Source organism: Isoptericola halotolerans, from assembly GCF_013149785.1.
Taxonomy (GTDB): Bacteria; Actinomycetota; Actinomycetes; order Actinomycetales; family Cellulomonadaceae; genus Isoptericola; species Isoptericola halotolerans.
Window position 1 is genome coordinate 206,511 of record NZ_JABEZU010000002.1, and the last position, 21,105, is coordinate 227,615.

Annotated in this window: 25 protein-coding genes and 1 tRNA gene; 16 read left to right on the top strand and 10 right to left on the bottom strand. The window is 72.5% G+C overall.

What is annotated here, in order from left to right:
* Positions 1 to 5: 5 nt before the first annotated feature.
* From HDG69_RS08685 to HDG69_RS08700, 4 genes are all read right to left on the bottom strand, one after another.
* Complete coding sequence (locus HDG69_RS08685; protein WP_216645437.1) at positions 6 to 1,037, bottom strand: DNA (cytosine-5-)-methyltransferase; 1,032 nt, start codon at positions 1,035 to 1,037, stop codon at positions 6 to 8.
* Between the two features lie 453 nt (positions 1,038 to 1,490).
* A tRNA-Pro gene (locus HDG69_RS08690) sits at positions 1,491 to 1,567 on the bottom strand.
* A 90-nt stretch (positions 1,568 to 1,657) separates the two neighbouring features.
* Positions 1,658 to 2,575 (bottom strand): metallophosphoesterase, encoded by a 918-nt coding sequence (locus tag HDG69_RS08695; protein WP_171783988.1) that lies wholly within the window; start codon positions 2,573 to 2,575, stop codon positions 1,658 to 1,660.
* Positions 2,572 to 4,947, bottom strand: a complete 2,376-nt coding sequence (locus HDG69_RS08700; RefSeq protein WP_171783410.1) for a transglycosylase domain-containing protein — start codon at positions 4,945 to 4,947, stop codon at positions 2,572 to 2,574. The genes HDG69_RS08695 and HDG69_RS08700 overlap by 4 nt, the downstream gene beginning before the upstream one ends.
* A gap of 131 nt (positions 4,948 to 5,078) precedes the next feature.
* Here HDG69_RS08700 and sp36 point away from each other — a divergent pair, with 131 nt between their 5' ends.
* Both sp36 and HDG69_RS08710 read left to right on the top strand, forming a co-directional pair.
* Positions 5,079 to 5,240 (top strand): Sp36 family protein, encoded by a 162-nt coding sequence (gene sp36, locus HDG69_RS08705; RefSeq protein WP_171783411.1) that lies wholly within the window; start codon positions 5,079 to 5,081, stop codon positions 5,238 to 5,240.
* Between the two features lie 8 nt (positions 5,241 to 5,248).
* Entirely contained in the window at positions 5,249 to 5,716 is a 468-nt protein-coding gene (locus HDG69_RS08710; RefSeq protein ID WP_171783412.1) for a RidA family protein, read from the top strand.
* 62 nt (positions 5,717 to 5,778) lie between these two features.
* On the opposite strand, the gene HDG69_RS08715 is transcribed toward HDG69_RS08710, so the two are convergent.
* The gene (locus HDG69_RS08715; RefSeq protein WP_277211188.1) at positions 5,779 to 6,456 is read right to left on the bottom strand and encodes a cyclic nucleotide-binding domain-containing protein; all 678 of its coding nucleotides are present in this window, start codon (positions 6,454 to 6,456) and stop codon (positions 5,779 to 5,781) included.
* Between the two features lie 200 nt (positions 6,457 to 6,656).
* Here HDG69_RS08715 and nth point away from each other — a divergent pair, with 200 nt between their 5' ends.
* Positions 6,657 to 7,388, top strand: coding sequence for an endonuclease III (gene nth, locus HDG69_RS08720; protein ID WP_171783413.1), 732 nt, complete (start codon positions 6,657 to 6,659; stop codon positions 7,386 to 7,388).
* Between the two features lie 27 nt (positions 7,389 to 7,415).
* Here the strand turns inward: nth and HDG69_RS08725 are convergent, their stop codons facing one another.
* Together HDG69_RS08725 and HDG69_RS08730 are read right to left on the bottom strand one after the other, a co-directional pair.
* On the bottom strand, positions 7,416 to 8,345 hold the full coding sequence (locus tag HDG69_RS08725; protein ID WP_171783990.1) for an alpha/beta fold hydrolase: 930 nt from the start codon (positions 8,343 to 8,345) through the stop codon (positions 7,416 to 7,418).
* Between the two features lie 26 nt (positions 8,346 to 8,371).
* Positions 8,372 to 9,118, bottom strand: coding sequence for a winged helix-turn-helix domain-containing protein (locus HDG69_RS08730; protein ID WP_171783414.1), 747 nt, complete (start codon positions 9,116 to 9,118; stop codon positions 8,372 to 8,374).
* Positions 9,119 to 9,205: 87 nt separating this feature from the next.
* On the opposite strand from HDG69_RS08730, the gene HDG69_RS08735 reads away from it, so the two are divergent.
* Positions 9,206 to 9,940 carry a hypothetical protein gene (locus tag HDG69_RS08735; RefSeq protein WP_171783415.1) on the top strand — a complete coding sequence of 245 codons (735 nt, stop codon included), beginning with the start codon at positions 9,206 to 9,208 and terminating at the stop codon, positions 9,938 to 9,940.
* Here the strand turns inward: HDG69_RS08735 and HDG69_RS08740 are convergent.
* Entirely contained in the window at positions 9,933 to 10,589 is a 657-nt protein-coding gene (locus HDG69_RS08740; protein ID WP_171783416.1) for a YceI family protein, read from the bottom strand. The two genes, HDG69_RS08735 and HDG69_RS08740, sit on opposite strands and share 8 nt — an antisense overlap.
* Before the next feature lie 171 nt (positions 10,590 to 10,760).
* On the opposite strand from HDG69_RS08740, the gene HDG69_RS08745 reads away from it, so the two are divergent.
* On the top strand, positions 10,761 to 11,213 hold the full coding sequence (locus tag HDG69_RS08745; protein WP_171783417.1) for a thioredoxin family protein: 453 nt from the start codon (positions 10,761 to 10,763) through the stop codon (positions 11,211 to 11,213).
* A complete protein-coding gene (locus tag HDG69_RS08750; protein WP_171783418.1) occupies positions 11,210 to 11,680 on the top strand; it encodes a DUF4395 domain-containing protein in 471 nt (156 codons plus the stop codon). The genes HDG69_RS08745 and HDG69_RS08750 overlap by 4 nt, the downstream gene beginning before the upstream one ends.
* Positions 11,681 to 11,723: 43 nt before the next feature.
* On the opposite strand, the gene HDG69_RS08755 is transcribed toward HDG69_RS08750, so the two are convergent.
* Positions 11,724 to 12,101 (bottom strand): DsrE family protein, encoded by a 378-nt coding sequence (locus HDG69_RS08755; RefSeq protein WP_171783419.1) that lies wholly within the window; start codon positions 12,099 to 12,101, stop codon positions 11,724 to 11,726.
* Between the two features lie 154 nt (positions 12,102 to 12,255).
* On the opposite strand from HDG69_RS08755, the gene HDG69_RS08760 reads away from it, so the two are divergent.
* The 3 genes from HDG69_RS08760 to HDG69_RS08770 are packed head-to-tail and all read left to right on the top strand — an operon-like array spanning position 12,256 to position 15,126.
* Entirely contained in the window at positions 12,256 to 12,819 is a 564-nt protein-coding gene (locus HDG69_RS08760; RefSeq protein ID WP_171783420.1) for a heme-binding beta-barrel domain-containing protein, read from the top strand.
* Positions 12,816 to 13,985, top strand: a complete 1,170-nt coding sequence (gene ygfZ, locus HDG69_RS08765; protein WP_171783421.1) for a CAF17-like 4Fe-4S cluster assembly/insertion protein YgfZ — start codon at positions 12,816 to 12,818, stop codon at positions 13,983 to 13,985. Before HDG69_RS08760 ends, ygfZ begins: the two co-directional genes overlap by 4 nt.
* Positions 13,986 to 13,992: 7 nt before the next feature.
* Positions 13,993 to 15,126 carry an FUSC family protein gene (locus HDG69_RS08770; RefSeq protein ID WP_171783422.1) on the top strand — a complete coding sequence of 378 codons (1,134 nt, stop codon included), beginning with the start codon at positions 13,993 to 13,995 and terminating at the stop codon, positions 15,124 to 15,126.
* A 20-nt stretch (positions 15,127 to 15,146) separates the two neighbouring features.
* Here the strand turns inward: HDG69_RS08770 and HDG69_RS08775 are convergent, their stop codons facing one another.
* The gene (locus HDG69_RS08775) at positions 15,147 to 17,141 is read right to left on the bottom strand and encodes a DHA2 family efflux MFS transporter permease subunit (RefSeq protein ID WP_171783423.1); all 1,995 of its coding nucleotides are present in this window, start codon (positions 17,139 to 17,141) and stop codon (positions 15,147 to 15,149) included.
* Positions 17,142 to 17,238: 97 nt separating this feature from the next.
* On the opposite strand from HDG69_RS08775, the gene HDG69_RS08780 reads away from it, so the two are divergent.
* The 7 genes from HDG69_RS08780 to dtd are packed head-to-tail and all read left to right on the top strand — an operon-like array spanning position 17,239 to position 21,086.
* Complete coding sequence (locus HDG69_RS08780) at positions 17,239 to 17,616, top strand: PadR family transcriptional regulator (protein WP_343036350.1); 378 nt, start codon at positions 17,239 to 17,241, stop codon at positions 17,614 to 17,616.
* Positions 17,613 to 18,530, top strand: a complete 918-nt coding sequence (locus tag HDG69_RS08785) for a permease prefix domain 1-containing protein (RefSeq protein WP_171783424.1) — start codon at positions 17,613 to 17,615, stop codon at positions 18,528 to 18,530. The genes HDG69_RS08780 and HDG69_RS08785 overlap by 4 nt, the downstream gene beginning before the upstream one ends.
* 43 nt (positions 18,531 to 18,573) lie before the next feature.
* Complete coding sequence (locus tag HDG69_RS08790) at positions 18,574 to 18,858, top strand: type II toxin-antitoxin system prevent-host-death family antitoxin (protein ID WP_171783425.1); 285 nt, start codon at positions 18,574 to 18,576, stop codon at positions 18,856 to 18,858.
* Between the two features lie 13 nt (positions 18,859 to 18,871).
* Entirely contained in the window at positions 18,872 to 19,294 is a 423-nt protein-coding gene (locus tag HDG69_RS08795; RefSeq protein ID WP_171783426.1) for a type II toxin-antitoxin system VapC family toxin, read from the top strand.
* A gap of 9 nt (positions 19,295 to 19,303) precedes the next feature.
* Positions 19,304 to 19,633, top strand: a complete 330-nt coding sequence (locus tag HDG69_RS08800; RefSeq protein ID WP_171783427.1) for a DUF2516 family protein — start codon at positions 19,304 to 19,306, stop codon at positions 19,631 to 19,633.
* Positions 19,630 to 20,664 (top strand): asparaginase, encoded by a 1,035-nt coding sequence (locus HDG69_RS08805; RefSeq protein WP_343036351.1) that lies wholly within the window; start codon positions 19,630 to 19,632, stop codon positions 20,662 to 20,664. The genes HDG69_RS08800 and HDG69_RS08805 overlap by 4 nt, the downstream gene beginning before the upstream one ends.
* Positions 20,661 to 21,086 (top strand): D-aminoacyl-tRNA deacylase, encoded by a 426-nt coding sequence (dtd, locus tag HDG69_RS08810; protein ID WP_171783428.1) that lies wholly within the window; start codon positions 20,661 to 20,663, stop codon positions 21,084 to 21,086. The genes HDG69_RS08805 and dtd overlap by 4 nt, the downstream gene beginning before the upstream one ends.
* The last annotated feature ends 19 nt before the right edge of the window (positions 21,087 to 21,105 follow it).

Here is a 21,105-nt window from a genome sequence, read left to right on the forward strand (position 1 = left end):
TCTGATCAGTCGAGGTGATTTTCTCGGACATGGGCGAGGAGATGGTCGCCGGCCACCCTCGCGATCGGAGGAGGCACCGCGTTGCCGATCATCCGGCCGACCGTGGACATGCGGATAGGCTCGCCCGGAGCGACGAACGTGTAGTTCGTCGGGAAACCCTGCAGGACCGCAGCTTCGCGGAGTGTGATCGCACGGTCCTGTTCCGGATGGCCGAAACGGCCCGTCCCGAAGTTGTGTGCAAGCGTTGTGATCGTTGGAGACGGGTCGTCCCAAGTCATCCTGGCATAGACGTTCCGGAATGTGGCGCCCGAACTCTTCCGGTGGCACGGCGCGCGTAGGTCCTCGGGCCAGTCCTGCCAGGTGCCGCCTGGCGTGCTTGCACGGATTCGCTTGAGGTTAACGGCTGACAGACCTCGTGCCTTGTGCATCGGGTCAGACGGGTCGCTTGCCCCGGCATTGACGGGCGGCAGGCCCGCGATGGCGGCTCGTACGGACACCTCGGCCGCGTCAGGGTTCGTCGGTGCGGGCCCGTCGATCGGGCCGAGAAGCGATGCGAGGAGCACAAGTCGTCTACGATGTTGAGGTAGGCCGAACAGCGGGCCGTAGCAGATCTCCCACGCGACGTGGTAGCCGAGGGAGCGGAGGCTAGCCACGAAGCGCTCAAAGACGACCGAACTGCCGATCCGTGGGACGTTCTCCATCGTGACGAGCTCCGGGCGTGACTCCTCGACCAGCCTCGCGAATTCGTCAAGCAGCGGCCAACTGGCCTCACGGCTCGTGTCTGCGCCGCGGCGGTAGGCCGAGAACGGCTGGCACGGCGCGCACCCAGCGAGCAGGCGGGTATGGCCAGGCGCCCAGGTCCGGTTCAGCATTTCGCCTGTCACGTCGCGCACGTCGGCTGCCAAGAACGGTGCTTCGATGTTGGTCTCGTAGGCGAACCGACACGACTCCTCGATGTCGATGCCGGCGGCGATCTTCATCCCTGCCTGCCGAAGGCCTAGGGACAGGCCGCCTGCTCCGCAGAAGAGGTCGATCACGGACACGTCCTGGGTGCCCGTGGTCGTCACCACGCACCGCCCGCCGCCACTGACATCATCTGGCCATCGTAGTGAAAAAATCGGCGCGCGTCGACGACGCGTTGGCCCACCTCGAGGGCAGTCTGGACCGCCTTCGGGTCTGTTTGACGATCGGCGCGGAGACGGTCGTCAGGCCGCCCCTGTGGTCCATCGGTTATCTCAACCTCGGCCGGAGTGCTGCTGCACACTCGACGGTAGTGTCGAGTCATGATCAGCCCTTCGGGGTGCGACCTTCACCGCAACCGCACTCGCGAGGCGATCGCGCGTCAGAAAGAGGCTGCCACGCGGGAACGAGAGGCGCGGGGTGGCCCGCGATGTTGAGGTCCTGGCACTCAGCGGCTTCGGACAGTCCATTCGTGCAAAGCGAAAGGCCCTCTGTTCTCAGCGTTTCCGCTGTTCAGAGGGCCTTTCGGCTGGTCGGGGTGACAGGATTTGAACCTGCGACCTCTTCGTCCCGAACGAAGCGCGCTACCAAGCTGCGCCACACCCCGAAGGACTGCCTCCGCAGCATCGAACATCGTCCGTCTGCGGGAGCCTGCCCAGAATAGCCGACGATCGGCCGGGAACGAAAACGGGATCCGCTACCTCGCGGTGAACGTGATCAAGGTCGCCTCCGGGCGGCACGCGAAGCGCACCGGCGCGTACGGCGACGTGCCCGCGCCCGCCGAGACGTGCAGCCACGTGGACGCCGCGCCGTCGGCGGTGTCCGGCCGGGCACCGGGCCAGCCGTGCAGGCCCTTGGCCCGCCGCTGGTCGATGTCGCAGTTCGTCACCAGCGCCCCGTAGAACGGGACGCAGAGCTGCCCACCGTGCGTGTGCCCCGCGATGATCGCGTCCGCGCCGTCGGCGTACATCTCGTCGAGCACGCGGGTGTACGGCGCGTGCGTCACGCCGAGGCGGAGCAGCGCGCCGTCGTCGTGCTCGGGCGCGGGGGCCGGGAACTCGTCGAGCCCGAGGTGCGGGTCGTCCACCCCGGCGAAGGCGATACGGCGCCCGCCGACGACGACGGCGTCCCGCCGGTTCGTCAGGTCGGCCCACCCGGCGCTCGTCATGGCGGCGGCGAGCTCGCGGGCCGGGAGGTTGGGCTTGCTGCGGGTGCGGGGCCCGGAACGCGTCCACAGGTAGCGGGCCGGGTTCTTCGGCCTCGGCGCGTAGTAGTCGTTCGACCCCATGACGAAGGCGCCCGGAGTGCTCTCGAGCAGGGGGCCGAGTGCGTGGAGCAACGGCGGCAGGGCCTCACGGTGGGCCAGGTTGTCGCCGGTGTCGATCACGAGGTCCGGCTCGAGGTCGGCGAGCGACCGCACCCAGGCGATCTTGCGGTGCTGCGTCGGCGTGAGGTGCAGGTCCGAGACGTGCAGCACCCGCAGGTCGGCCTCACCCCGGGGCAGGGCCGGGACGGTGACGTGCCGGACGGTGAAGAGCTTGGTCTCCAGGTGGGCGTAGGCGAGCCCGGCTGCCGTGACCGCGGCGGCGCCGCCGAGCAGCGCGCGGGGGCTCAGTCGTCGTCCCCGTCGTTGCCGCCGCCGTTACCGCCGCCGTTGTCGCCGCCGCCGTTACCGCCGCCGTTGTCGCCGCCGTCGTTGCCGCCGCCGCCGTTACCGCCGCCGTTGCCGTTACCGCCGCCGCCGGAGGAGTCCGAGTCGGACGAGCCGGAGCTCGAGTCGGAGGAGCTGGATCCGGAGGAGCTCGAGCTCGACGAGGGCGGCGCGGGTGCGCGGCCGATGAGGTTCGGGTCCGGCGCGCCGAAGCGCTGGATGGGCATGCCCTCGATGGCGACGTCCATGTACTCCTTCCACATCGGTGCCGCGACGGTGGAGCCGTACAGGATGCGGTGGTACTGGCCGTTCACGGTGATGCCGTTGGTGTGGTTCTCCAGAGGGCTCTCCACGGAGCCGACCCACGCAGTGGTGGCCAGCTGCGGGGTGATGCCGGAGAACCAGGTCTGGGCCGAGAGCTGCGAGGTGCCGGTCTTGCCGGCGACGGGTCGGCCGTCGGCCAGCCCACCGAGTCGACGCGCGGTGCCGTCGCTGAAGGCGCGCTCCATGGCGTGAACCACGGTGTTGGCGATGTTGGTCGGCAGCGCGTTCTTGTCGCACTCGGACTGCGTGACGTCGTACTCCTCGCCGTCCGGGCCCGTGACCTCGGTGATGGCGACCGGCGTGCAGTAGGTGCCGCCCGAGGCGAAGGTCGCGTACATCGCGGCCATGTTCAGCGGCGACGACTCCTGCGTACCAAGGACCATCGGAGCGACGATCTCGATGTCGTCCTTCGTGACGGTGCCCGTGTTGAGCGGGCCGACGCGCGACTTGCTCGTCGGGCGGAAGCCCATGTCCCAGGCGGTGTCGCGCAGGTCGCAGAGGTTCAGCCTCGACCCCATCGACGCGTAGGCGGTGTTGACGGACTCGTAGGTCGCGCGCAGGACGCTGATCTGACCGCTCAGGACGCCCTCGGCGTTGCGCGGTGTCCAGACGTCGCCGCCGAGGCTGCCCACGCACGGCGTGCTGAAGTTGCCGACGGTGTACGACTGCTGCGACGCGTTGACGGTGTCGTTCAGGGTGTTCCCCGCACGCAACCACTCGGCCAGCACGACGGGCTTGAAGTTCGAGCCGGGCTGGAAGCCGCCGGAAGCACCGTGGATGTAGTCGGCGTTGTAGTTGACGGTCGTGTCGCGCCCGGAGTCCGTGGTGCCGCTGTAGGGCACGTTCTGCGCCATCGCCAGGATCTTGCCCGTACCAGGCTCGACCGTGACGATCGAGGCCTCGAGGTTGCTCGGGTCGTTGGCGGGCACGGCGTCCTTCACCGAACGGTTCGCCTGGCGCTGCATCTTCATGTCGAGCGTGGTGTGGATCTCGAGGCCACCGCGGTACAGCAGCTCGTTGCGGTCCGCGCGGGTCTCGCCGTACGTCGGGTCGAGGAGGATCTCCTTGATGACGTAGTCGCAGAAGAACGCCGAGCCCTTCGCGGACTGGCAGCCGGCCGAGACCGGGGTGACGTCGAGGGTGTCCTCGAGCGGGGTGTCGAGGGCCTCGTCGCGCTCGTCGGTGGTGATGTAGCCGAGCTGCCACATCTTGTTGATGACGGCGTTGCGGCGCTTCTCGGCGTTCTCCGGGTTGCGCGTGGGGTCGAACTGGCTCGGGGCCTTCGTGACTCCCGCGATGGTCGCGGCCTCGACGACGGTGAGGTCGGAGGCCGACTTGTCGAAGTAGTACCGGGCGGCCGTCTCGACGCCGTAGATCTGGTTGCCGCCGTACTGCGCGATGTTGAGGTAGCCCTGGAGGATCTCGTCCTTGGACATCTTCTTCTCGAGCGCGATGGCCATCTTGGCCTCGCGCAGCTTGCGGTTGAGCGTGTCCTCGTGGGCGTCGATGACCGCGAACGGGTCGTCCTCCTGCAGCGCCGCCTCGATGAGCATGTTCTTCACGTACTGCTGGGTGATGGTGGAGGCGCCCTGGGTCGCCGCGCCACCGGCGTTGTTCACCGCCGCACGGGTGATGCCGCGCACGTCGACGCCGTGGTGCTCGAAGAAGCGCTCGTCCTCGATCGCGATGGCGGCGTTCTTCATGTGGTCCGAGATCTCGTCGAGGGAGACCACGATGCGGTTCTGGTAGTAGAACGTCGCCAGGAGCCGGCCGTTGTCGGCGTAGATGCGCGACTGCTGCGACAGCGGCTGCGGCTCGAGCTCGGCAGGGAACTCGTCGTACATCTCGACGGTGCTGTCTGCCGCGATGTTGGCGCCGGCTACCGCGGGGATGACGAACCCGGCCGCCAGCACGCCGCCGGTCCCTGCGGCGAGCAGGAAGGCGAGCAGGAGTGCGACCATCTGGGTGGCGGGGATTGTCCGCGTGATGCGGCGGGGCTCAGAGTTCGCCATGTTCCCAGCCTAGAGGGTCGCGTCGAGCCGACCGGCTGTTCCGGGCGGCGTGGGTGTGCAGGTCCTGTGGAGCGCTCGTCGGGGCGTGCTCACGGGCGCGAGGTTTCACCCGGTCGGGCTACGATCGCCGCATGGCTACCACGTGGGAGTACGCGACGATCCCCCTCCTCATCCACAACACCAAGGCGATCCTCGACCAGTGGGGTGCGGACGGCTGGGAGCTCGTGCAGGTCGTGCCCGGCCCGGACGGCACCGGGCTGGTCGCCTACCTCAAGCGGCCCTCGGGCGAGTGACCCCGGGCATGAGCATCGACGCCCGCCTCGCCGAGCTCGGCATCACGCTGCCCGACGTCGCGGCGCCCGTCGCGGCGTACCAGCCCGCGGTGCGCTCCGGCGTCCACGTCTACACGGCCGGTCAGCTCCCGTTCGTCGACGGCGCCCTGCCGGTCACGGGCAAGGTGGGCGACGGCGAGGGTCTCGTGGACCCCGCCACGGCAGCGGACCTGGCGCGCATCTGCGCGCTGAACGCCCTCGCGGCGGTGCGTTCCGTCGTCGGCTCCCTCGACGACGTCCGGATCGTCAAGGTGACCGGCTTCGTCGCGAGCCACGCGTCGTTCACCGGTCAGCCCGCCGTCCTCAACGGCGCCAGCACGGTGCTCGGGGAGATCTTCGGCGACGCCGGCACCCACGCGCGCTCCGCCGTCGGCGTCGCGGTCCTGCCGCTGGACGCCCCCGTCGAGGTCGAGCTGATCGCGGAGCTCACCGCGTAGCACCGCTCGTCGCCTCCCCGCTCCGGGTGCGCAGGGAGCGGGGAAGCGACGGCCGACGCGGCTCAGCGAGCCCGTCGCTCCAGGCGGTCCAGGTCGAGCAGGACGACGGCGCGACCCTCCCGGCGCACCCAGCCGCGGGTGGCGAAGTCGGCGAGAGCCTTGTTGACGGTCTCGCGCGAGGCCCCGACGAGCTGCGCGAGCTCTTCCTGGGTGAGGTCGTGCGCGACGCGGACGCCCTCGTCGTTGGGCTCTCCGAAGCGGTTGGACAGGTCCAGCAGCGCCTTGGCGACGCGACCCGGGACGTCGGAGAACACGAGGTCCGCGAGCGTCTCGTTGGTGCGGCGCAGCCGGCGGGCCAGGGCGCCGAGCAGCGTGGTCGCCACGTTGGGGTGGGCGGCGATCCACTGGACCAGCGCCTGGTGCCGCAGCTCGTAGCAGAGCGCGTCCGAGACGGACGAGGCCGTGGCGGTGCGCGGGCCCGGGTCGAACAGGGACAGCTCACCGAACATCTCGCCCGGCCCGAGGATCGACAGCAGGTTCTCGCGGCCGTCGCTGGAGCGGCGACCGAGCTTGATCTTGCCCTGCGCGATCACGTAGAGGCGGTCGCCCGGCTCTCCCTCGCGGAACAGGACGTCTCCGCGGGTCAGCTCGACGGGGACCATGGACTCGAAGAGCGCCTTCGACTCTTCGCTGTCCATGTCCGCGAAGAGGGGGGCGGAGAGCACGACGGTGTCGTCCACAGGATTCCTCACGTTCTCAGGTCGCGTCCGCGCGGGACGGTGCTGTCTCGAAATGTGTTCCAGGTCTCAGTCTGCCTCACGCAGGGCTTTCGTGCCTGGAGGCCTGGCTCGGGTGGCTCCTCGGCGAACGAACGGGGGAGGTCCGCGGTTCCTGGCAGGGTCGCCCGGTGTTGTCGGAGAGTGGCCGATACGCTGCCGAGATGACCGCCGTGAAGCCCCAGCAGCCTACCCCGACGGGGGAGTCGCCCCTGGCACTCGTCCGGCGGGCTCGCCGGATCGACCGCGTCCTCGCCGAGACGTACCCCCAGGCGCGCGCCGAGCTGGACTTCACCACCCCGCTCGAGCTGCTGGTCGCCACGGTCCTGTCGGCGCAGACCACGGACGTGCGGGTCAACGCCACGACGCCGGCGCTGTTCGCCCGCTACCCGGACGCGCCCGCCCTGGCGGCCGCCGAGCCGGCCGAGATGGAGGAGATCCTGCGCCCGCTGGGCTTCTACCGCGCCAAGACCCGGGCCGTCATCGGCCTGGGCCGGGCGCTCGTGCAGAGGTTCGACGGCGAGGTCCCGGCCCGCCTGCAGGACCTCGTCACGCTGCCCGGCGTGGGGCGCAAGACGGCGAACGTGGTGCTGGGCAACGCGTTCGGGGTCCCGGGCATCACCGTGGACACGCACTTCGGGCGACTCGCCCGCCGGCTCGGGTTCACCGAGGAGACCGATCCGGTCAAGGTCGAGCACGCGGTCGGCGAGCTCTTCGCCCGCAAGGACTGGACGATGCTGAGCCACCACCTCGTGTGGCACGGTCGGCGGGTCTGCCACGCGCGACGGCCGGCGTGCGGTGCCTGCCCGGTCGCGCGCTGGTGCCCGTCGCGCGGCATGGGGGAGGTCGACCCCACCGCGGCGCAGGCGCTCGTCCGCACGGGCGGGCGGGCCTGAGCGCCACGGTGTCCGGCGGGAGGAGCGCTATCTCGCGTCGAGGGCGTGGGGGAGCCAGTCGGCGAGCAGCGCGGTGACCGCTCCCGGGTCCTCCTCGGCGAGGTAGTGGCCCGCACCGTCGACCACCTCGAACCGGAAGTCGCGGGCCAGGGCCGCGCCGTCGACGTCGGCCGTGGCGGTCCGGACGAACCCGTCCCGCGCGCCGTGCACCTGCAGGACCGGGACGTCGATGCGGCGGCGCAGCGCCGAGAGGAACCGCCGTCCGCTGGGGCGGACGGCGTAGCGCGTCAGCCATCGCACCGAGTCCACCGCGCTGTGCGCCGCGAACGGCACGCGCATGACCTCCCGGTACCGGTCGACGGCGTCGGGAGCGATCGGTCGGGCGGCGCCCGCGCCGAGCACCCGCTCCACCTCCTGGCCGTCCGTGAGGCGGCGCTCGGCCACCGAGGGCACCTGGTAGAGCGCGAGGGTCCGCCGCGCGAGCGGGGTCAGCAGCCGGCGCCCGGGCACGTGCAGACGCAGCGGGTGGGGTGCGGCCAGGGCGGCGACCCCCGCCGTCACCGCGGGCTGCAGGGCGGCCATCGCCCAGGCCAGGACGCCACCGGTGCCCGAGCCGACGACGACGGCACGGTCGTGACCGAGCGAGCGGACCACCCCGGCGACGTCGCGGGTGCGGGTCGGGACATCGTGCCCGGACGGCGGCTTGTCGGAGGCGCCGACCCCTCGCAGGTCCATGGCGGCCACCCGCACGCCGTCGTCGGCCAGGGCTACGAGCTGGTGACGCCAGGCCCACCAGAACTCCGGGAAGCCGTGCACGAACAGCACGAGGGGGGCCTGGTCGGTGCCGGTGCGTGCCGGTCCGGCCACCGCGACGTGGAAGCGTGATCCGTTCGCCGGGACGAACTCATGACGCCACGGACCCTCCACGAGGGCGGACGTGTAGTCGGTGTCGGGCATGGCGGTCACGCGCCGAACCTACCGGCTCAGCCGCCGGAGGACACTCGCGCGGAGCCCTTCGCGCCGGAACCCGGGTCGTCGCCCTCGTCGTCGCGGGGCTCCTTCGGCGGGTCGAAGCGGTAGCCGACGTTGCGGACCGTCCCGATGAGCTGCTCGTGCTCGGGACCGAGCTTGGCCCGCAGACGCCGCACGTGCACGTCGACCGTGCGGGTGCCGCCGTAGTAGTCGTAGCCCCAGACTTCCTGCAGGAGCTGGGCGCGGGTGAAGACCCGGCCGGGGTGCTGCACGAGGTACTTGAGGAGCTCGAACTCCTTGTAGGTCAGGTCGATCGGTCGGCCGCGCAGCCGGGCCGTGTAGCCGCCGGCGTCGATCGCGAGCTCGCCCGCAGAGATCTCCTGCGGGGCGTCGTCGGCGGGCCCGTGGGCGGACTTCTCGATGACGAGCCGCAGCCGGGCCTCCACCTCGGCGGGCGAGGCGTTCTCGAGCAGCAGGTCGTCGGCGCCCCACTCGTGGTTGACCACCGTCAGGCCGCCCTCGGTCAGCACCAGCACCAGGGGCACGGTGAGCCCGGTCGCGTGCAGCAGGCGGCACGTGGTGCGCGCGGCGACCAGGTCACGGCGTGCGTCGAGGAGCACGACGTCCGAGTCGGGGGCGTCGACCAGCGCGGACGGCTCCATCGGCAGCACGCGCACCTTGTGCGAGAGCAGACCGAGCGCAGGTAGTACCTCGACCGACCCGCCCGTCGCGGGCGTCAGGATCAACAGCTCGGCCACGCGTACCTCCTCCCGCCACCGGTGGTGGCCAAGGTACCGTGCCGTGCGCCGCAGGTCACAACGGGTCGGCATGCGAGACTCTTCGACGTGACCGTGACGACCCGTGCCGTGACGACCGCTGCGCTCGCTGCCTTCGTCGCTGCGGCGGCGTACCTGGGACCGCTGTGGACGACGGCGGCCGCCGCGGTCCTCGTGGTCCTCGTCTCCGTCGGGTGGGCCGCTCTCCTGCGCCTGCCCGCCGACGGCGCGACCGTGCTCGTCGTCCTGATCGCCGGTCTCGGCGGGGTGGCGGTCGCCTGGGCGACGCCCGACGAGCCCGTGCTGCGGCACGTCCCCGTGGTCATCGCGATGGCCCTAGTCCTGGCGTTCGTGGCTCAGATGCTCCGGCGAGGGGGTCGCCCACGCCTGGTGGAGTCGGTGAGCGGCATGACCGCGGGCATCGTCGTCGCCGTGTCCGCCTCCGGGTGGGTGGCCACGGGGCGCTCGGACGCCGGGGCGGCCCTGGTGCTGACCGGCGCGGTCGCGTTGGCCGTGGCGTCGGCCGTCTCGGCCCTCCCCCTCGCGGGCGGGTGGACCGGGTCGTTGCTCTCCGTGGCGTTCGGTGCGGCGGCAGGGGCTGCAGCGGGGGCGGTCGTGCCCGACGTCGAGCCGTCGACCGGTGCTCTGGCGGGGCTCGTCGCCGGGCTCGTCTCGGCGGCGCTGCGGTTCCTCTTCGAACGGCAGCCGGCGCTGTCCCGCCGCCGGGCGGGCCTGTCCGCGTCGGCGGTCCCCGTCGTGGTCACGGGGATCCTGGTCTTCGTGGTGGGGCGCGTCGTCATCTGACGCGGACGGCTTCTCCGGCGATCTCGATCCGCACGGTCTTGGCCACCAGCACGCCACCGGCCTCCAGGGCCACGTTCCACAGCAGGCCGAACTTCTCCCGCTCGAAGTCCGCCGTCGCGCTGAAGCCGAAGAGGTGGCGGCCGGTGGGGTCGGTGCCGACACCGCCGAACTCGGCGTCGAGCGCGATCGGGTGCGTGATGCCGCGGATCGTCAGGTGGCCGTGCAGCACGAACCTGGTCCTCGAGCCGGCCGTCGCCCGGCCGGTGTCGATGTCCCGGCCGGGAGTGCGGCCCTTGAGCGCCGCCCACGAGAAGATCGGGTCCGGCGCGGGGTTCCACTCCACCCCCGTCGAACGGAACTCGATCGTGGGGAAGTTCTCGACGTCCAGGAAGTCCGGGCTCCGCAGGTGGGCGTCCCGGTCGGGGTGGGCCGTACCGATCGACGCGGCGTCGATGGTGGCGGTGACGGTCGAGGCGAGCGGGTCCTGCCCGACGTGGATGACCGCGCTGCCGGTGTCGAACTGGCCCCGGACGGGGCTGACCATCATGTGCATCGCCAGGAAGCCGATGCGCTGGTGGGCGACGTCGAGCTCGTACGTGCCGGCGGCCGGGATCACCAGGTCGTTCCACTGCCGGGTGGGTGCGGTCATGAGGTCCTCCTGGATACCCGACGGTGCCGGGCACCTGATGTCGGGTGCGGGGCGGCTGTGCCGGGATCGGAGCGCGTACGCTACGGGCGCACGCCACGACCACGGTAGCGGGAACATTCATGCAAACCGATCTGTTCCCGTCGACGACCGCACCCACGAAAGGAGGTCGGCATGGCCCAGCAGACAGCGGTCCTCGTCGCGCTCGTCGTGCTGACCGCTGCCGTCGCGCTCGTGTGGCGCCGTCGACAGGGGCAGGTCCGCGTCGGTGCCGCTCGTGCCGTCGCGTCGACGGCCTGGCACGAGGACCTCGCGGCCCTCGGCGCCGCGCCCGGCGCGCGGGCCACCTTCCTGCAGTTCTCGGCGCCGGTGTGCGCGGCGTGCCGCTCCACCGCCCGCACCCTCGCGGCGCTCGCCGGCCCCGACGTCGCGCACGTCGAGGTGGACGCCACCGAGCATCTCGATCTCGTGCGCCGCGCCCAGGTGCTGCGCACCCCCACCGTGATCGTGCTCGACGCCGCCGGGGCCGAGGTGGCCCGGGCGTCCGGCGCGATGACACCCGACCAGGCGCGTGCCGCGCTCGACGCCGCCGCACCCACCGACCTGCCTTCCGGGAGGAACGCATGACCTCGACGGACCGACCTGGCCCGCAGACCGCGCCGCCGGCGGGCATCGACCCCCGAGGACCCCGCGTCGGCGCGGGCATCACCGCGGTGCTGCTCGCCGTCGTCGTCCTGATCGGTCCGCGGACCGAGGCGCTCGTGCTGCTCGCCGTCGTCGCGCTCAGCTTCCTGCCCGGGGCGCTGGTCGGCACGCACGCGACGTGGCAGGGCTTGCTGTTCCGTGTCCTCGTCAGGCCGCGCCTGGGGCCCCCGGAGCACCTGGAGGACCCGCGACCGCCCCGGTTCGCCCAGCTCGTCGGCCTCGTCGTCACCGGCACCGGTGTCGCGCTCGGTCTCGGCGGGGTTCTCGCGGCCGTGCCCTGGGCGGCCGGGATCGCGTTCCTGGCGGCGGCGCTCAACGCGACCGTGGGCCTCTGCCTGGGGTGCGAGCTGTACCTGCTCGGCCGACGCTTCCGGGGCGCCCGGGTCTGACGCCGGCGCGGGGCGTCGGCAGCGACGCGTCGGTAGCGATGCGTCAGTAGACGAGGGCCTGGGCCCCCGGGCGCAGCGTCTCCTCGACGAACACCGGCGCGCCCGCGATCCGCACACCCGGGACGACGTCGTCGGGGCCGATGCCCCGCCGCGCCGCGCACTGGGTGCACAACGTGACCGTGCCGGCCGCGAGGACCGCCTCGAGGAGGTCCGCGGCCGGCGCCGCGTGCTCCAGCTCGAGATCGGCCGCCCTGCCGGGCAGCGCGAACCACGCCGACTCCCCGGTGAGCCACAGCGAGACGTCGACCCCGGACGCGACGGCGGCGGCCGCCACCGTCAGCGCCTGGTTCGTCGCCTCGGGCCGCTCCGTGCCGGCCGTGGTCTTGACGACGAGGGAGCGCGGCGATGTGGTCTCGGTCATAGCGTCGACCCTAACCGTGCGTCGGTGGGTACGATCGAGCCATGTCGGTCCACGCACTCGAGATCTTCTTCACCAGCCTCCTGGTTGTCACGGTCGGCGTGATCACCTGGTTCGCGGGCTACGTCGTCTACAAGCTGTTCCAGGGCCAGCGCTGATGCCTTTCGCCTTCCCCGAGGGCCTCGCCCCCGAGGTGTACCCGCTCGCCTGGCTCGTGGGCCGGTGGACGGGCGGCGGTGTCATCAAGTACGAGGGCATCACCGAGACGCCGTTCCGCCAGGACCTGGTGTTCGACCACGACGGCGGCCCGTACCTGCGTTTCACCTCGACGCTGCGCGTGCAGTCCGGCGCGGCCGCGGACGGCGAGACGACCGGGGGCGACGACGCCTTCGACACCGTGTGGTCCACCGAGACCGGGTACTGGCGCGTCTCCAGCGAGCGCCCCGACGACGTCCCGGAGGGCAAGCAGCCGCTCGAGGTGCTCGTCACGGACGCCTCCGGCCGCCTCTCGCTGTTCCTCGGCATCGTGGGCGACGGCCGGGTCGACCTGGCCACGGACTTCGTGGCGCGCACGTCGACCGCCTCCGAGGTCACCGCCGCCAAGCGGCTCTACGGCAACGTCGAGGGCCGCCTGCTGTGGCTCGAGGAGCTGGCCGCCTTCGGTCACCCCATGGGGTCCTACGCCTCCGGCGAGCTCGACCGGGTCGACGACGCCTCATGACGTACCGCAGCCCGTTCCTCGCCCGGACCGGTGCCGTCGCCGCGACCGGGCCGGACGAAGGCATCGCCTGGCACTACGGCGACCCGGTCGCCGAGCAGCGGGCGCTCGACCGCGGTGGCGCCGTCGTCGACCAGTCGCACCTGGGCGTGGTCCGCCTCACCGGGCCCGACCGGCTGAGCTGGCTGCACTCGATCACGTCGCAGGACGTCGAGCACCTCGCTCCGCGCACCTCGACCGAGCTGTTCGTGCTGTCCCCGCAAGGGCGGATCGAGCACGCGCTCGCCGTCGTCGACGACGGCACCTCCACCTGGCTGGTCACCGAGCGTGACCACGTGGAGCCGCTGGTCGCCTGGCTGACGCGCATGCGCTTCATGATGCGCGTGGAGATCGACGACGTCACCGACGACTACGCCGCGCTCGGCGAGCCGGTCGCCGCCGAGGGCACGCAGGACGAGCCCGTCACGTGGTGGGACACCTGGCCGCGCGTCGCCGTCGGCGGCACCCGGTACGGTCCGGCCGAGCAGGAGCACCCCGGGGCCGACCGGCACTGGCGGCTCGTGCTCGTGCCGCGCGACACGCTCGACGACGCGGTCGCCGCGCGGGAGGCTGCCGGCTGGCGACTCGCGGGCACCTGGGCGACCGAGGCGCTGCGGGTCGAGGCGTGGCGACCGCGGCTCGCCCGCGAGGTCGACGACCGCTCCGTCCCGCACGAGCTCGACTGGCTGCGCACCGCCGTCCACCTGCACAAGGGCTGCTACCGCGGCCAGGAGACGGTGGCCCGGGTGCACAACCTGGGCCGGCCGCCGCGCCGCGTGGTCATGCTGCACCTCGACGGGTCGCAGCACGTGGTGCCCGACGCCGGCGCCGAGGTCAGGCGGGACGGCGTGGACGGCAAGGTGGTCGGCACGGTGACGTCCGTCGCGCGCCACCACGAGCTCGGGCCGGTGGCGCTCGCCGTGGTCAAGCGGAGCCTGCCGGACGACGCCCCGCTCGTGGTGGTGGGGACCGTCGGCGCGGGTGCCGACGCCCAGCAGCTCGTGGTCGACGCGACCCAGGAGACCATCGTCCCCGGCGAGGGGGTCTCGGCCGACCGGCCGGAGGGGCGTGGCGCGACGATGCGGGGGCTGACCCCGCGCAGTGGCGACGGAGCCCCCGGCCTGCTGTGATCGTGCGGTGAGACCCCCGGACCCGCGCGAGGCGGGCGCTGCGGCGGGTGCTGCGGTGCGCACGCTCGTGCGACGGATCCGCATCCGCCAGGGCGTCGCGCGGGTACGGTCGGGATTCTGGCCGATCGTCCAGGCGTCCCTGGCCGCCGGTGTGGCCTACCTGCTGGCCCGGCTGGTGCTCGGGCACGACCAGCCGTTCTTCGCGGCCGTCGCGGCCTGGGTGTGCCTGGGCTTCTCGTTCGACCGGGAGCTCCGCAAGGTCGCCGAGGTGGCGGTCGGGGTCGCCGTCGGCGTCGGGATCGGTGAGGTCATCGTCGAGCTCATCGGTACCGGCTGGTGGCAGCTCACCGTCGTGCTGCTGCTGTCCGCGGTGCTGGCCCGGTTCATCGACCGAGGTCCGCTGCTGGTCACCCAGGCCGGGGTGCAGGCCATCGTGGTCGTGGGCCTGCCGGCCGCCGTCGCGCACGACGGGGCGTTCGGACGGTGGACGGACGCCGCCGTCGGCGGCCTCGTGGCGCTGGCCGTCACCCTCCTGCTGCCGAGCGACCCCCTGCGGCGGTTGCGGTCGTTGGCGTACGAGGCCACGACGGAGCTCGCCGAGACCCTGGAGGCCGTCGGCCGCGGGCTGCGCGACCACGACATGGAGGATCTGGGCGGGGCCCTGGTGCGCGGCCGCGCGTCGGAGGCGGTGCTGGCCGACTGGAGCGCCACCGCCCGCAAGGCCGAGGAGATCGCGCGGATGGGTGTCAACCGGGGGCAGCGGGGAGACATCCACCAGCTCGTCGCGCAGGCGGTGCTGGTGGACCGCGCCATGCGCAGCGTGCGGCTGCTCGCACGGCGCGCCCCGACCGTCGTCGGGCCGGACGGGACGTGGCCCGAGGTCGGGGTGCTGGCCGACGAGGTGGAGCGGTTCGCCGGCGGGGCGCGGCTGCTGGCCTCCGCCGTCGGCGGGGGAGGCTCGTTCGAGGAGGCCCGGGAGGTGCTGGCGGCCGTGGCCGAGGCGGCCGACCCGCACGCGCTGGGCGACGGGGACCTGCGGGTGGCGTCGCTCGTGGTGCTGCTGCGATCACCGGTGGTGGACGCCCTCGAGGCGAGCGGGCTCGACCCGCGGGCCGCGCGCGACCACCTCCCGGAGCTCTGACCTCACCCGGGACCTGTGCGTCAGTCGGTGGCGTCGGTGAAGATCAGCGCCGTGACCTCGTCGGCGAGCGCGTCGACCTCGGGCTCGTCACCGGGCCACTCGGCGACGAGCTGCTGGAGGCGGCGGCGCTCGGCCTCGCGCAGGATCTCCGCCGAGAGGTCCGTCTGGTCGTTGGCGGTCACGGTGTCCCCGTCGACGACGACGAGACCTCGCGCCGCGAGCCCCGCCGCGACGTGCCGGACGGTCTGCTCGGAGACGTGGCTGCGTTCCGCCATGACCGCCACCTCCCGCGACCGTTTCAGCGAGACGCGGGTGACCATCCAGGCCTCCTCGGGGGAGAGGTCGGCGTCGGAGGCCGTGACCTCGTAGACGCGTAGCGGGTCCTGCGCGCCGACCCGGCGCCAGAGGATCATCCGCAGCTCCTCGAGCGAGGTGCGGCTGGACGGCAGGGCGAACGACTCGCCGGCGGCCTGGCCGGCGGCGACGCCGGGCTCGGCGTCCCGCGTCGCGGTGCGCAGCTCGACCTGGGGGAGCAGCCACGCCAGGGCGAAGGCGACGACCGCGACCGGCACGGCCCACAGGAAGACGGTCTGCAGGGTGTCCGCGTACCCGTCGAGGAACCAGCCCTGGACCTCGGGCGGGCACTGGGCGAGACCTTCGACCGACGCCCCGAGGGCGGCGGGGGCGCACGATCCCTCCGCAGACGCCGGGACGCCGGCCGAGAGGTTCGTGACGAGCTGGTTGGCGAAGATCGTGCCGAACACCGCGACGCCCACGGACGACCCGATGGTGCGGAAGTACGTGGCGCCCGAGGTCGCCGTGCCGAGGTCCCGGTAGGCGACGGCGTTCTGCACGGCGATGACCAGGACCTGCGTCACCATGCCGAGCCCCGTGCCGAGCACGAACATGCTCAGGCTCGACTGGAGGGTGGTGGTGTCGCGGTCCATGAGGGAGAGCAGGTAGAGCCCGACGGTGGTGATCGCGGTGCCGACGATCGGGAAGACCTTGTACCGACCGGTGCGGGTGATGAGCTGCCCGGAACCGATCGAGGTGAGGAGCAGCCCCAGCATCATCGGGGTCATCTCGAGGCCGGACATGGTGGGGGTGGAGCCCTTGACGGTCTGCAGGTAGAGGGGCAGGTAGGTGATGGCGCCGAACATCGCGAACCCGACGACGAACCCGACGACGGCCGCGACGGAGAACACCCGGTTGCGGAAGAGGTGCAGCGGCAGCACGGGCTCGGGGGCGTGGCGCTCGACGAGCACGAAGGCCACGATCCCCACCACGGCGACGGTGACCAGGGAGTACACCTGGACCGAGCTCCAGCCCCACGTCGTGCCTCCGAGGCTGGTCGTGAGCACGATCGCGGTGGAGACGACGGCGAGCAGGACGATGCCGGCGTAGTCGATCTTCGGCCGGTCGCGCGGGGTGACGGGTGGCAGCACGGCCGCGACGACCACCAGTGCCACGATGCCGAGGGGGACGTTGATGTAGAAGACCCACTGCCAGGACAGGTTGTCCACGAACCAGCCGCCCAGCAGCGGTCCGGCGACCGACGAGACGCCGAAGACGGCACCGAACAGACCCTGGTACCTCCCGCGCTCGCGCGGGGAGACGACGTCGCCGATGATCGCCTGGCTGAGGACCATCAGGCCGCCACCGCCGACGCCCTGCAGTGCTCGGAAGGCGACGAGCTCGCCCATCGAGCTCGACGTGCCGCACAGCATCGAACCGCCGAGGAAGATGACGATGCAGACGATGAACAGCACCTTGCGGCCGAGCAGGTCACCGAGCTTGCCCCACAGCACGGTGGTCGCCGTGGTGGCCAGCATGTAGGCGGTCACGACCCAGGACAGGTGCTCGGCGCCACCCAGGTCGGAGACGATGGTGGGCAGCGCGGTGGCCACGATCGTCTGGTCGAGGGCCGCGAGCAGCATGGCGAGCATGAGTCCGCCGAAGATCGCCCAGATCTTCGACTGCGGTAGCGCCTGCGGGTCGGTGCTCTGCGCCGTCACGCCGGGTCCTCCCTGGGGGGCTCGCCTGCCGAGCAGCCTGCCACGGTCGATCAGGCCGCGCGCGGCGACAAGTAGTTGATCAGGTACAGTACCTGCTGTGATCCATCCCTCTCAGCGCCCCGCGGCGGAGGAAGCGTTCTCCGCCGACCTCCTCCGCGGCCACACCGACACGATCGTCCTCGCGACCCTGCGTCGCGGCGATCGCTACGGCTTCGAGATCTACAAGACGATCCGCGACGCCACCGGTGGCACGCACGAGATCAAGGAGGCCACCCTCTACGCGACGTACCGCCGCCTCGCCAAGGACGGGCTGGTCGAGGCCTACTGGGGAGACGAGTCCCAGGGCGGGCGCCGCAAGTACTACCGGATCACCGACGCCGGACGCGCCGTGTTCCGCCGCAACGTCGCCGCGTGGGTCGCCACGCGCGACGTCGTGGACACCCTCCTGCTGACAGACAAGGAACCACGCTCATGACCGCCGTCCACCGCCTCCTCGACGACGCCTTCGCCGGCGTCGAGCTCACCGCAGAGGTCCAGGACCTCAAGGAGGAGATCCGGACGAACCTCGTCGCCCGGGCCGCCGAGATCGAGGCCGCAGGCACGGCACCCTCGGAGGCCGCCCGGCGCGCCGTCGACGAGCTCGGCGAACTGCACGCCGTCATCGCCGATGCTGCCGGGACGATGGAGCCGGACGCCCCGACGGGCTCGAGGTCGTCCCCGGTCGCCTACACCTCGACGGCACAGGCCGTGCTGGCGAACAGGGTGCGCCCGCGACCCGCCTTCGTCGTGAGCCTCGTGATCGCCGCGGCCGGCACGGCGGCGCTCCTGGTCCTGATCGTCCTCGGCCTGAGCGGGGTTCTCGCGGCCCCTGTCGGCGGGCTCGCCGGATGGGTGCTGGGTGCGGGGCTCGGGACCGGGTGGATCGTGGGCAGCTCCCTCGCCCAGGAGACCACCACCCGCCACCCGGCCCCCGCTCCACGGGCCGCCGGGTACGGGCTCGCCGCCGGGCTGGTCGTCGTCGGCCTGGGGTTCGTCGGCGTCGCCGTGACCTCCGGGCAGCTGTGGCTCACGGTGCTCGCCGCGCCGTCGGTCGTCGCCGGGGCTGCCCTGTTCGCCGGGCTCGGCGCCACGCAGACCAACCGCAGGAAGGCGTGGTTCCGGGAGGTCGTGAGCGCGCACGGCACCGTCGGCGACCGGTTCGACCGTGATCCGCAGGCCGCCGCACGGTTCGGCATCCTCACCGTGGTGATCTGGGTGGCGGCCTTCGTCGCCTTCGTCGTCGGTGGGTCGACGCTCGGATGGGCGTGGGCGTGGCTGGCGCTGGTGGTCGGGTGGATCGGTTTCATGCTCCTGCTGGTCCGGATGCTCTTCGGGGGCCACGAGCGCTGACTGCCCTGTTCGGTCGCCGCCCGTGGGTGTACCGTCGCTGGTCATGGAGGTCTCCGTCAGCGCCCTGCGCGCCGAGCTGAAGTCGTGGATCGAGAAGGCTCGCGACGGCGAGGACGTCGTCATCACCGAACGCGGGGTGCCCGTCGCACGGCTCACGGGCGTCGGGAGCGCAGACCTGGTCAGCGAGCTCGTCCGGGACGGCCTGCTCACGCCGGCGCAGGCCGAGCGGCCCCACCACGCGGTGCCGACGACGGCGCAGGCGGTCGGGGCGGGCAACGGCACCTCACGCTCCGGCCTGTCGGGCCTCGTCCGCCGCATCCGTCGCTGAACCCGGGGAACCGATGGCACTCGTCTACTTCGACGCCAGCGCGCTCGTGAAGCTGTGCGTCGCCGAGCAGGGGTCCGCGCTGGCGAGCGCCCTGTGGAACCGCGCGGACGTCGTCGTCACCTCCCGGCTGGCCGACACCGAGCTGCGGGCCACGCTCGCCGCGGGCGAGCGGGCCGGCGTCCTCGATCCTGTCGCCCGCCGTCGGGCGCTCGACCGTTGGACGGCCCTGTGGTCGGCGCTGCACGTCGTGGAGCTGACCGCGCAGGTGGCCGACGCGGCCGCCGAGCTGGCCTCCGGGCCGCACCCGTTGCGCGGGGGCGACGCGGTGCACGTGGCGAGCGCGCTCACGGTCGCGCACGACGACACCCTGGTCGCCGCCTGGGACGAGCAGGTCGCCCTCGCCGCGCGGGACCGGCGTCTGCGCGTTCTCCCGTAACCTGGGGCCGTGATCGCGTCCCTTCAGCTCTTCGTGCTCGCCGGCCTGGCGATCGTCGTCTTCGTCGTGCAGGTGTGGGCCCTCGTGGATGCGGCCCGTCGGCCCGCGCACGGTTTCACGTCCGAGGGCAGGCTCAGCAAGCCGATCTGGCTGTTGATCCTCGGCGTCGCCGCCCTGCTCGGCTTCCTCGGTCTCCCGGCGGGCGGGAGCCCGGGCCGGCTGGGCTTCCTCAACATCATCGCGGTGGTCGCGGCCATCGTGTACCTGGCCGACATGCGCCCGAAGCTGCGGCCCTACGGCAACGGCAAGGGTCGCCGCCAGGGCCCGAGCGGCTGGTGAGCGCCTCGATCGCCCAGGGTGCGGTCCCGCTCGCGGAGGTCGTGCGCGGCGACCTCGTCGAGTCGGTGCACCTGGGGCACCTCGTCGTGCTGGACCCTGCCGGGGACGTCGTGGTCGCTGCCGGGGACCCGACGGTGGAGATCTGGCCGCGCTCGGCCGTCAAGCCATTGCAAGCCGTGGCGATGGTCAGGGCCGGCCTCGACCTGCCGCCGGACCTGCTGGCGCTCGTGGCGGCGAGCCACAACGGGGAGCCGGAGCATCGCGACGGCGTCCGGGCGATCCTCGCCCGTGCCGGGCTGGACGAGGGTGCGCTGGCGAACACGCCGACCCTGCCGATGTACCCGCCCGCGGCCGCGGACTGGTTGCGTGCCGGGCGGGTCGCGGCGTCGATCACCCAGGACTGCTCGGGCAAGCACGCCGGCATGCTGGCGACCTGCCTCGCCGCGGGGTGGACCACCGACGGGTACCTGGACCCGGACCACCCGCTCCAGCGGGAGGTGCGGGCCGCCGTCGCGGAGCTCACCGGGGTGGAGCCCTCCCAGGTCACGACCGACGGGTGCGGGGCGCCGTTGTTCGCGACGACGCTGGCCGGCCTGGCACGGGCCTTCGGCCGGCTGGCGGGTGCGGCGGCGCGTGGCGGCGAGGAGTCGACGGCGCGGGTGGCGCGAGCGATGAGCGCGCACCCGCAGATGGTGGCCGGCACGGGGCGTGAGGACACGCTGGCGATGCGGGCTGTCCCGGGGCTGGTGGCGAAGATCGGTGCCGACGGGGTCTGCGCGGCCGGTCTGCCGGACGGGTCGGCACTGGCGTTCAAGGTGCTGGACGGTGCGGCGCGTCCGCGTCCGACGGTCCTGGCGGCGGCTCTGCGACGCGCGGGAGCGCTCGAGACCCCGGGCGCGGACGCGGAGGCGTTGGCCGCCGTGGGGGACGTCCCGGTGCTGGGCGGGGGGCGCCCGGTGGGCGAGGTCCGCCCGGCGTTCGAGGGCGCGCTGCGTGCAGGTTCCGCCGTCGGGCAGCAGGAGCAGGCATGAGGGCTGTGCTGCAGCGGGCCTCGCGGGCGAGCGTGACGGTCGCGGGCGAGGTGGTCGGTGCGTTCGACCGTCCGGGGATCGTGGCGCTCGTGGGGGTGACGCACGACGACGGGCCCGACGACGCCGCGACCGTGGCCCGGAAGATCGCCGAGCTGCGGATCCTGCGCGACGAGCGGTCGGTGACCGACGAGGGTGCACCGGTGCTCGTGGTCAGCCAGTTCACGCTGTACGGGGACGTGCGCAAGGGGCGGCGGCCGACGTGGCAGGGGGCTGCGCCCGGGCCGGTGGCGGAGCCGTTGGTCGACGCGGTGGTGGCCGACCTGCGGGGGCGCGGGATCGAGGTGTCCACGGGGGTCTTCGGGGCCGACATGGCGGTCGAGCTGGTGAACGACGGACCGATCACTATCATGGTGGAGACCTGACGGGAGTCGGGGACCTAAC

Coding starts and splice junctions, on each gene's coding strand:
- HDG69_RS08790 (WP_171783425.1), top strand. CDS start 18,574: ATGGAGGTCTCCGTCAGCGCCCTGCGCGCCGAGCTGAAGTCGTGGATC.
- nth (WP_171783413.1), top strand. CDS start 6,657: ATGACCGCCGTGAAGCCCCAGCAGCCTACCCCGACGGGGGAGTCGCCC.
- HDG69_RS08785 (WP_171783424.1), top strand. CDS start 17,613: ATGACCGCCGTCCACCGCCTCCTCGACGACGCCTTCGCCGGCGTCGAG.
- HDG69_RS08740 (WP_171783416.1), bottom strand. CDS start 10,589: ATGACCGCACCCACCCGGCAGTGGAACGACCTGGTGATCCCGGCCGCC.
- HDG69_RS08750 (WP_171783418.1), top strand. CDS start 11,210: ATGACCTCGACGGACCGACCTGGCCCGCAGACCGCGCCGCCGGCGGGC.
- ygfZ (WP_171783421.1), top strand. CDS start 12,816: ATGACGTACCGCAGCCCGTTCCTCGCCCGGACCGGTGCCGTCGCCGCG.
- dtd (WP_171783428.1), top strand. CDS start 20,661: ATGAGGGCTGTGCTGCAGCGGGCCTCGCGGGCGAGCGTGACGGTCGCG.
- HDG69_RS08795 (WP_171783426.1), top strand. CDS start 18,872: ATGGCACTCGTCTACTTCGACGCCAGCGCGCTCGTGAAGCTGTGCGTC.
- HDG69_RS08745 (WP_171783417.1), top strand. CDS start 10,761: ATGGCCCAGCAGACAGCGGTCCTCGTCGCGCTCGTCGTGCTGACCGCT.
- HDG69_RS08710 (WP_171783412.1), top strand. CDS start 5,249: ATGAGCATCGACGCCCGCCTCGCCGAGCTCGGCATCACGCTGCCCGAC.
- HDG69_RS08755 (WP_171783419.1), bottom strand. CDS start 12,101: ATGACCGAGACCACATCGCCGCGCTCCCTCGTCGTCAAGACCACGGCC.
- HDG69_RS08700 (WP_171783410.1), bottom strand. CDS start 4,947: ATGGCGAACTCTGAGCCCCGCCGCATCACGCGGACAATCCCCGCCACC.
- HDG69_RS08725 (WP_171783990.1), bottom strand. CDS start 8,345: ATGCCCGACACCGACTACACGTCCGCCCTCGTGGAGGGTCCGTGGCGT.
- HDG69_RS08760 (WP_171783420.1), top strand. CDS start 12,256: ATGCCTTTCGCCTTCCCCGAGGGCCTCGCCCCCGAGGTGTACCCGCTC.
- sp36 (WP_171783411.1), top strand. CDS start 5,079: ATGGCTACCACGTGGGAGTACGCGACGATCCCCCTCCTCATCCACAAC.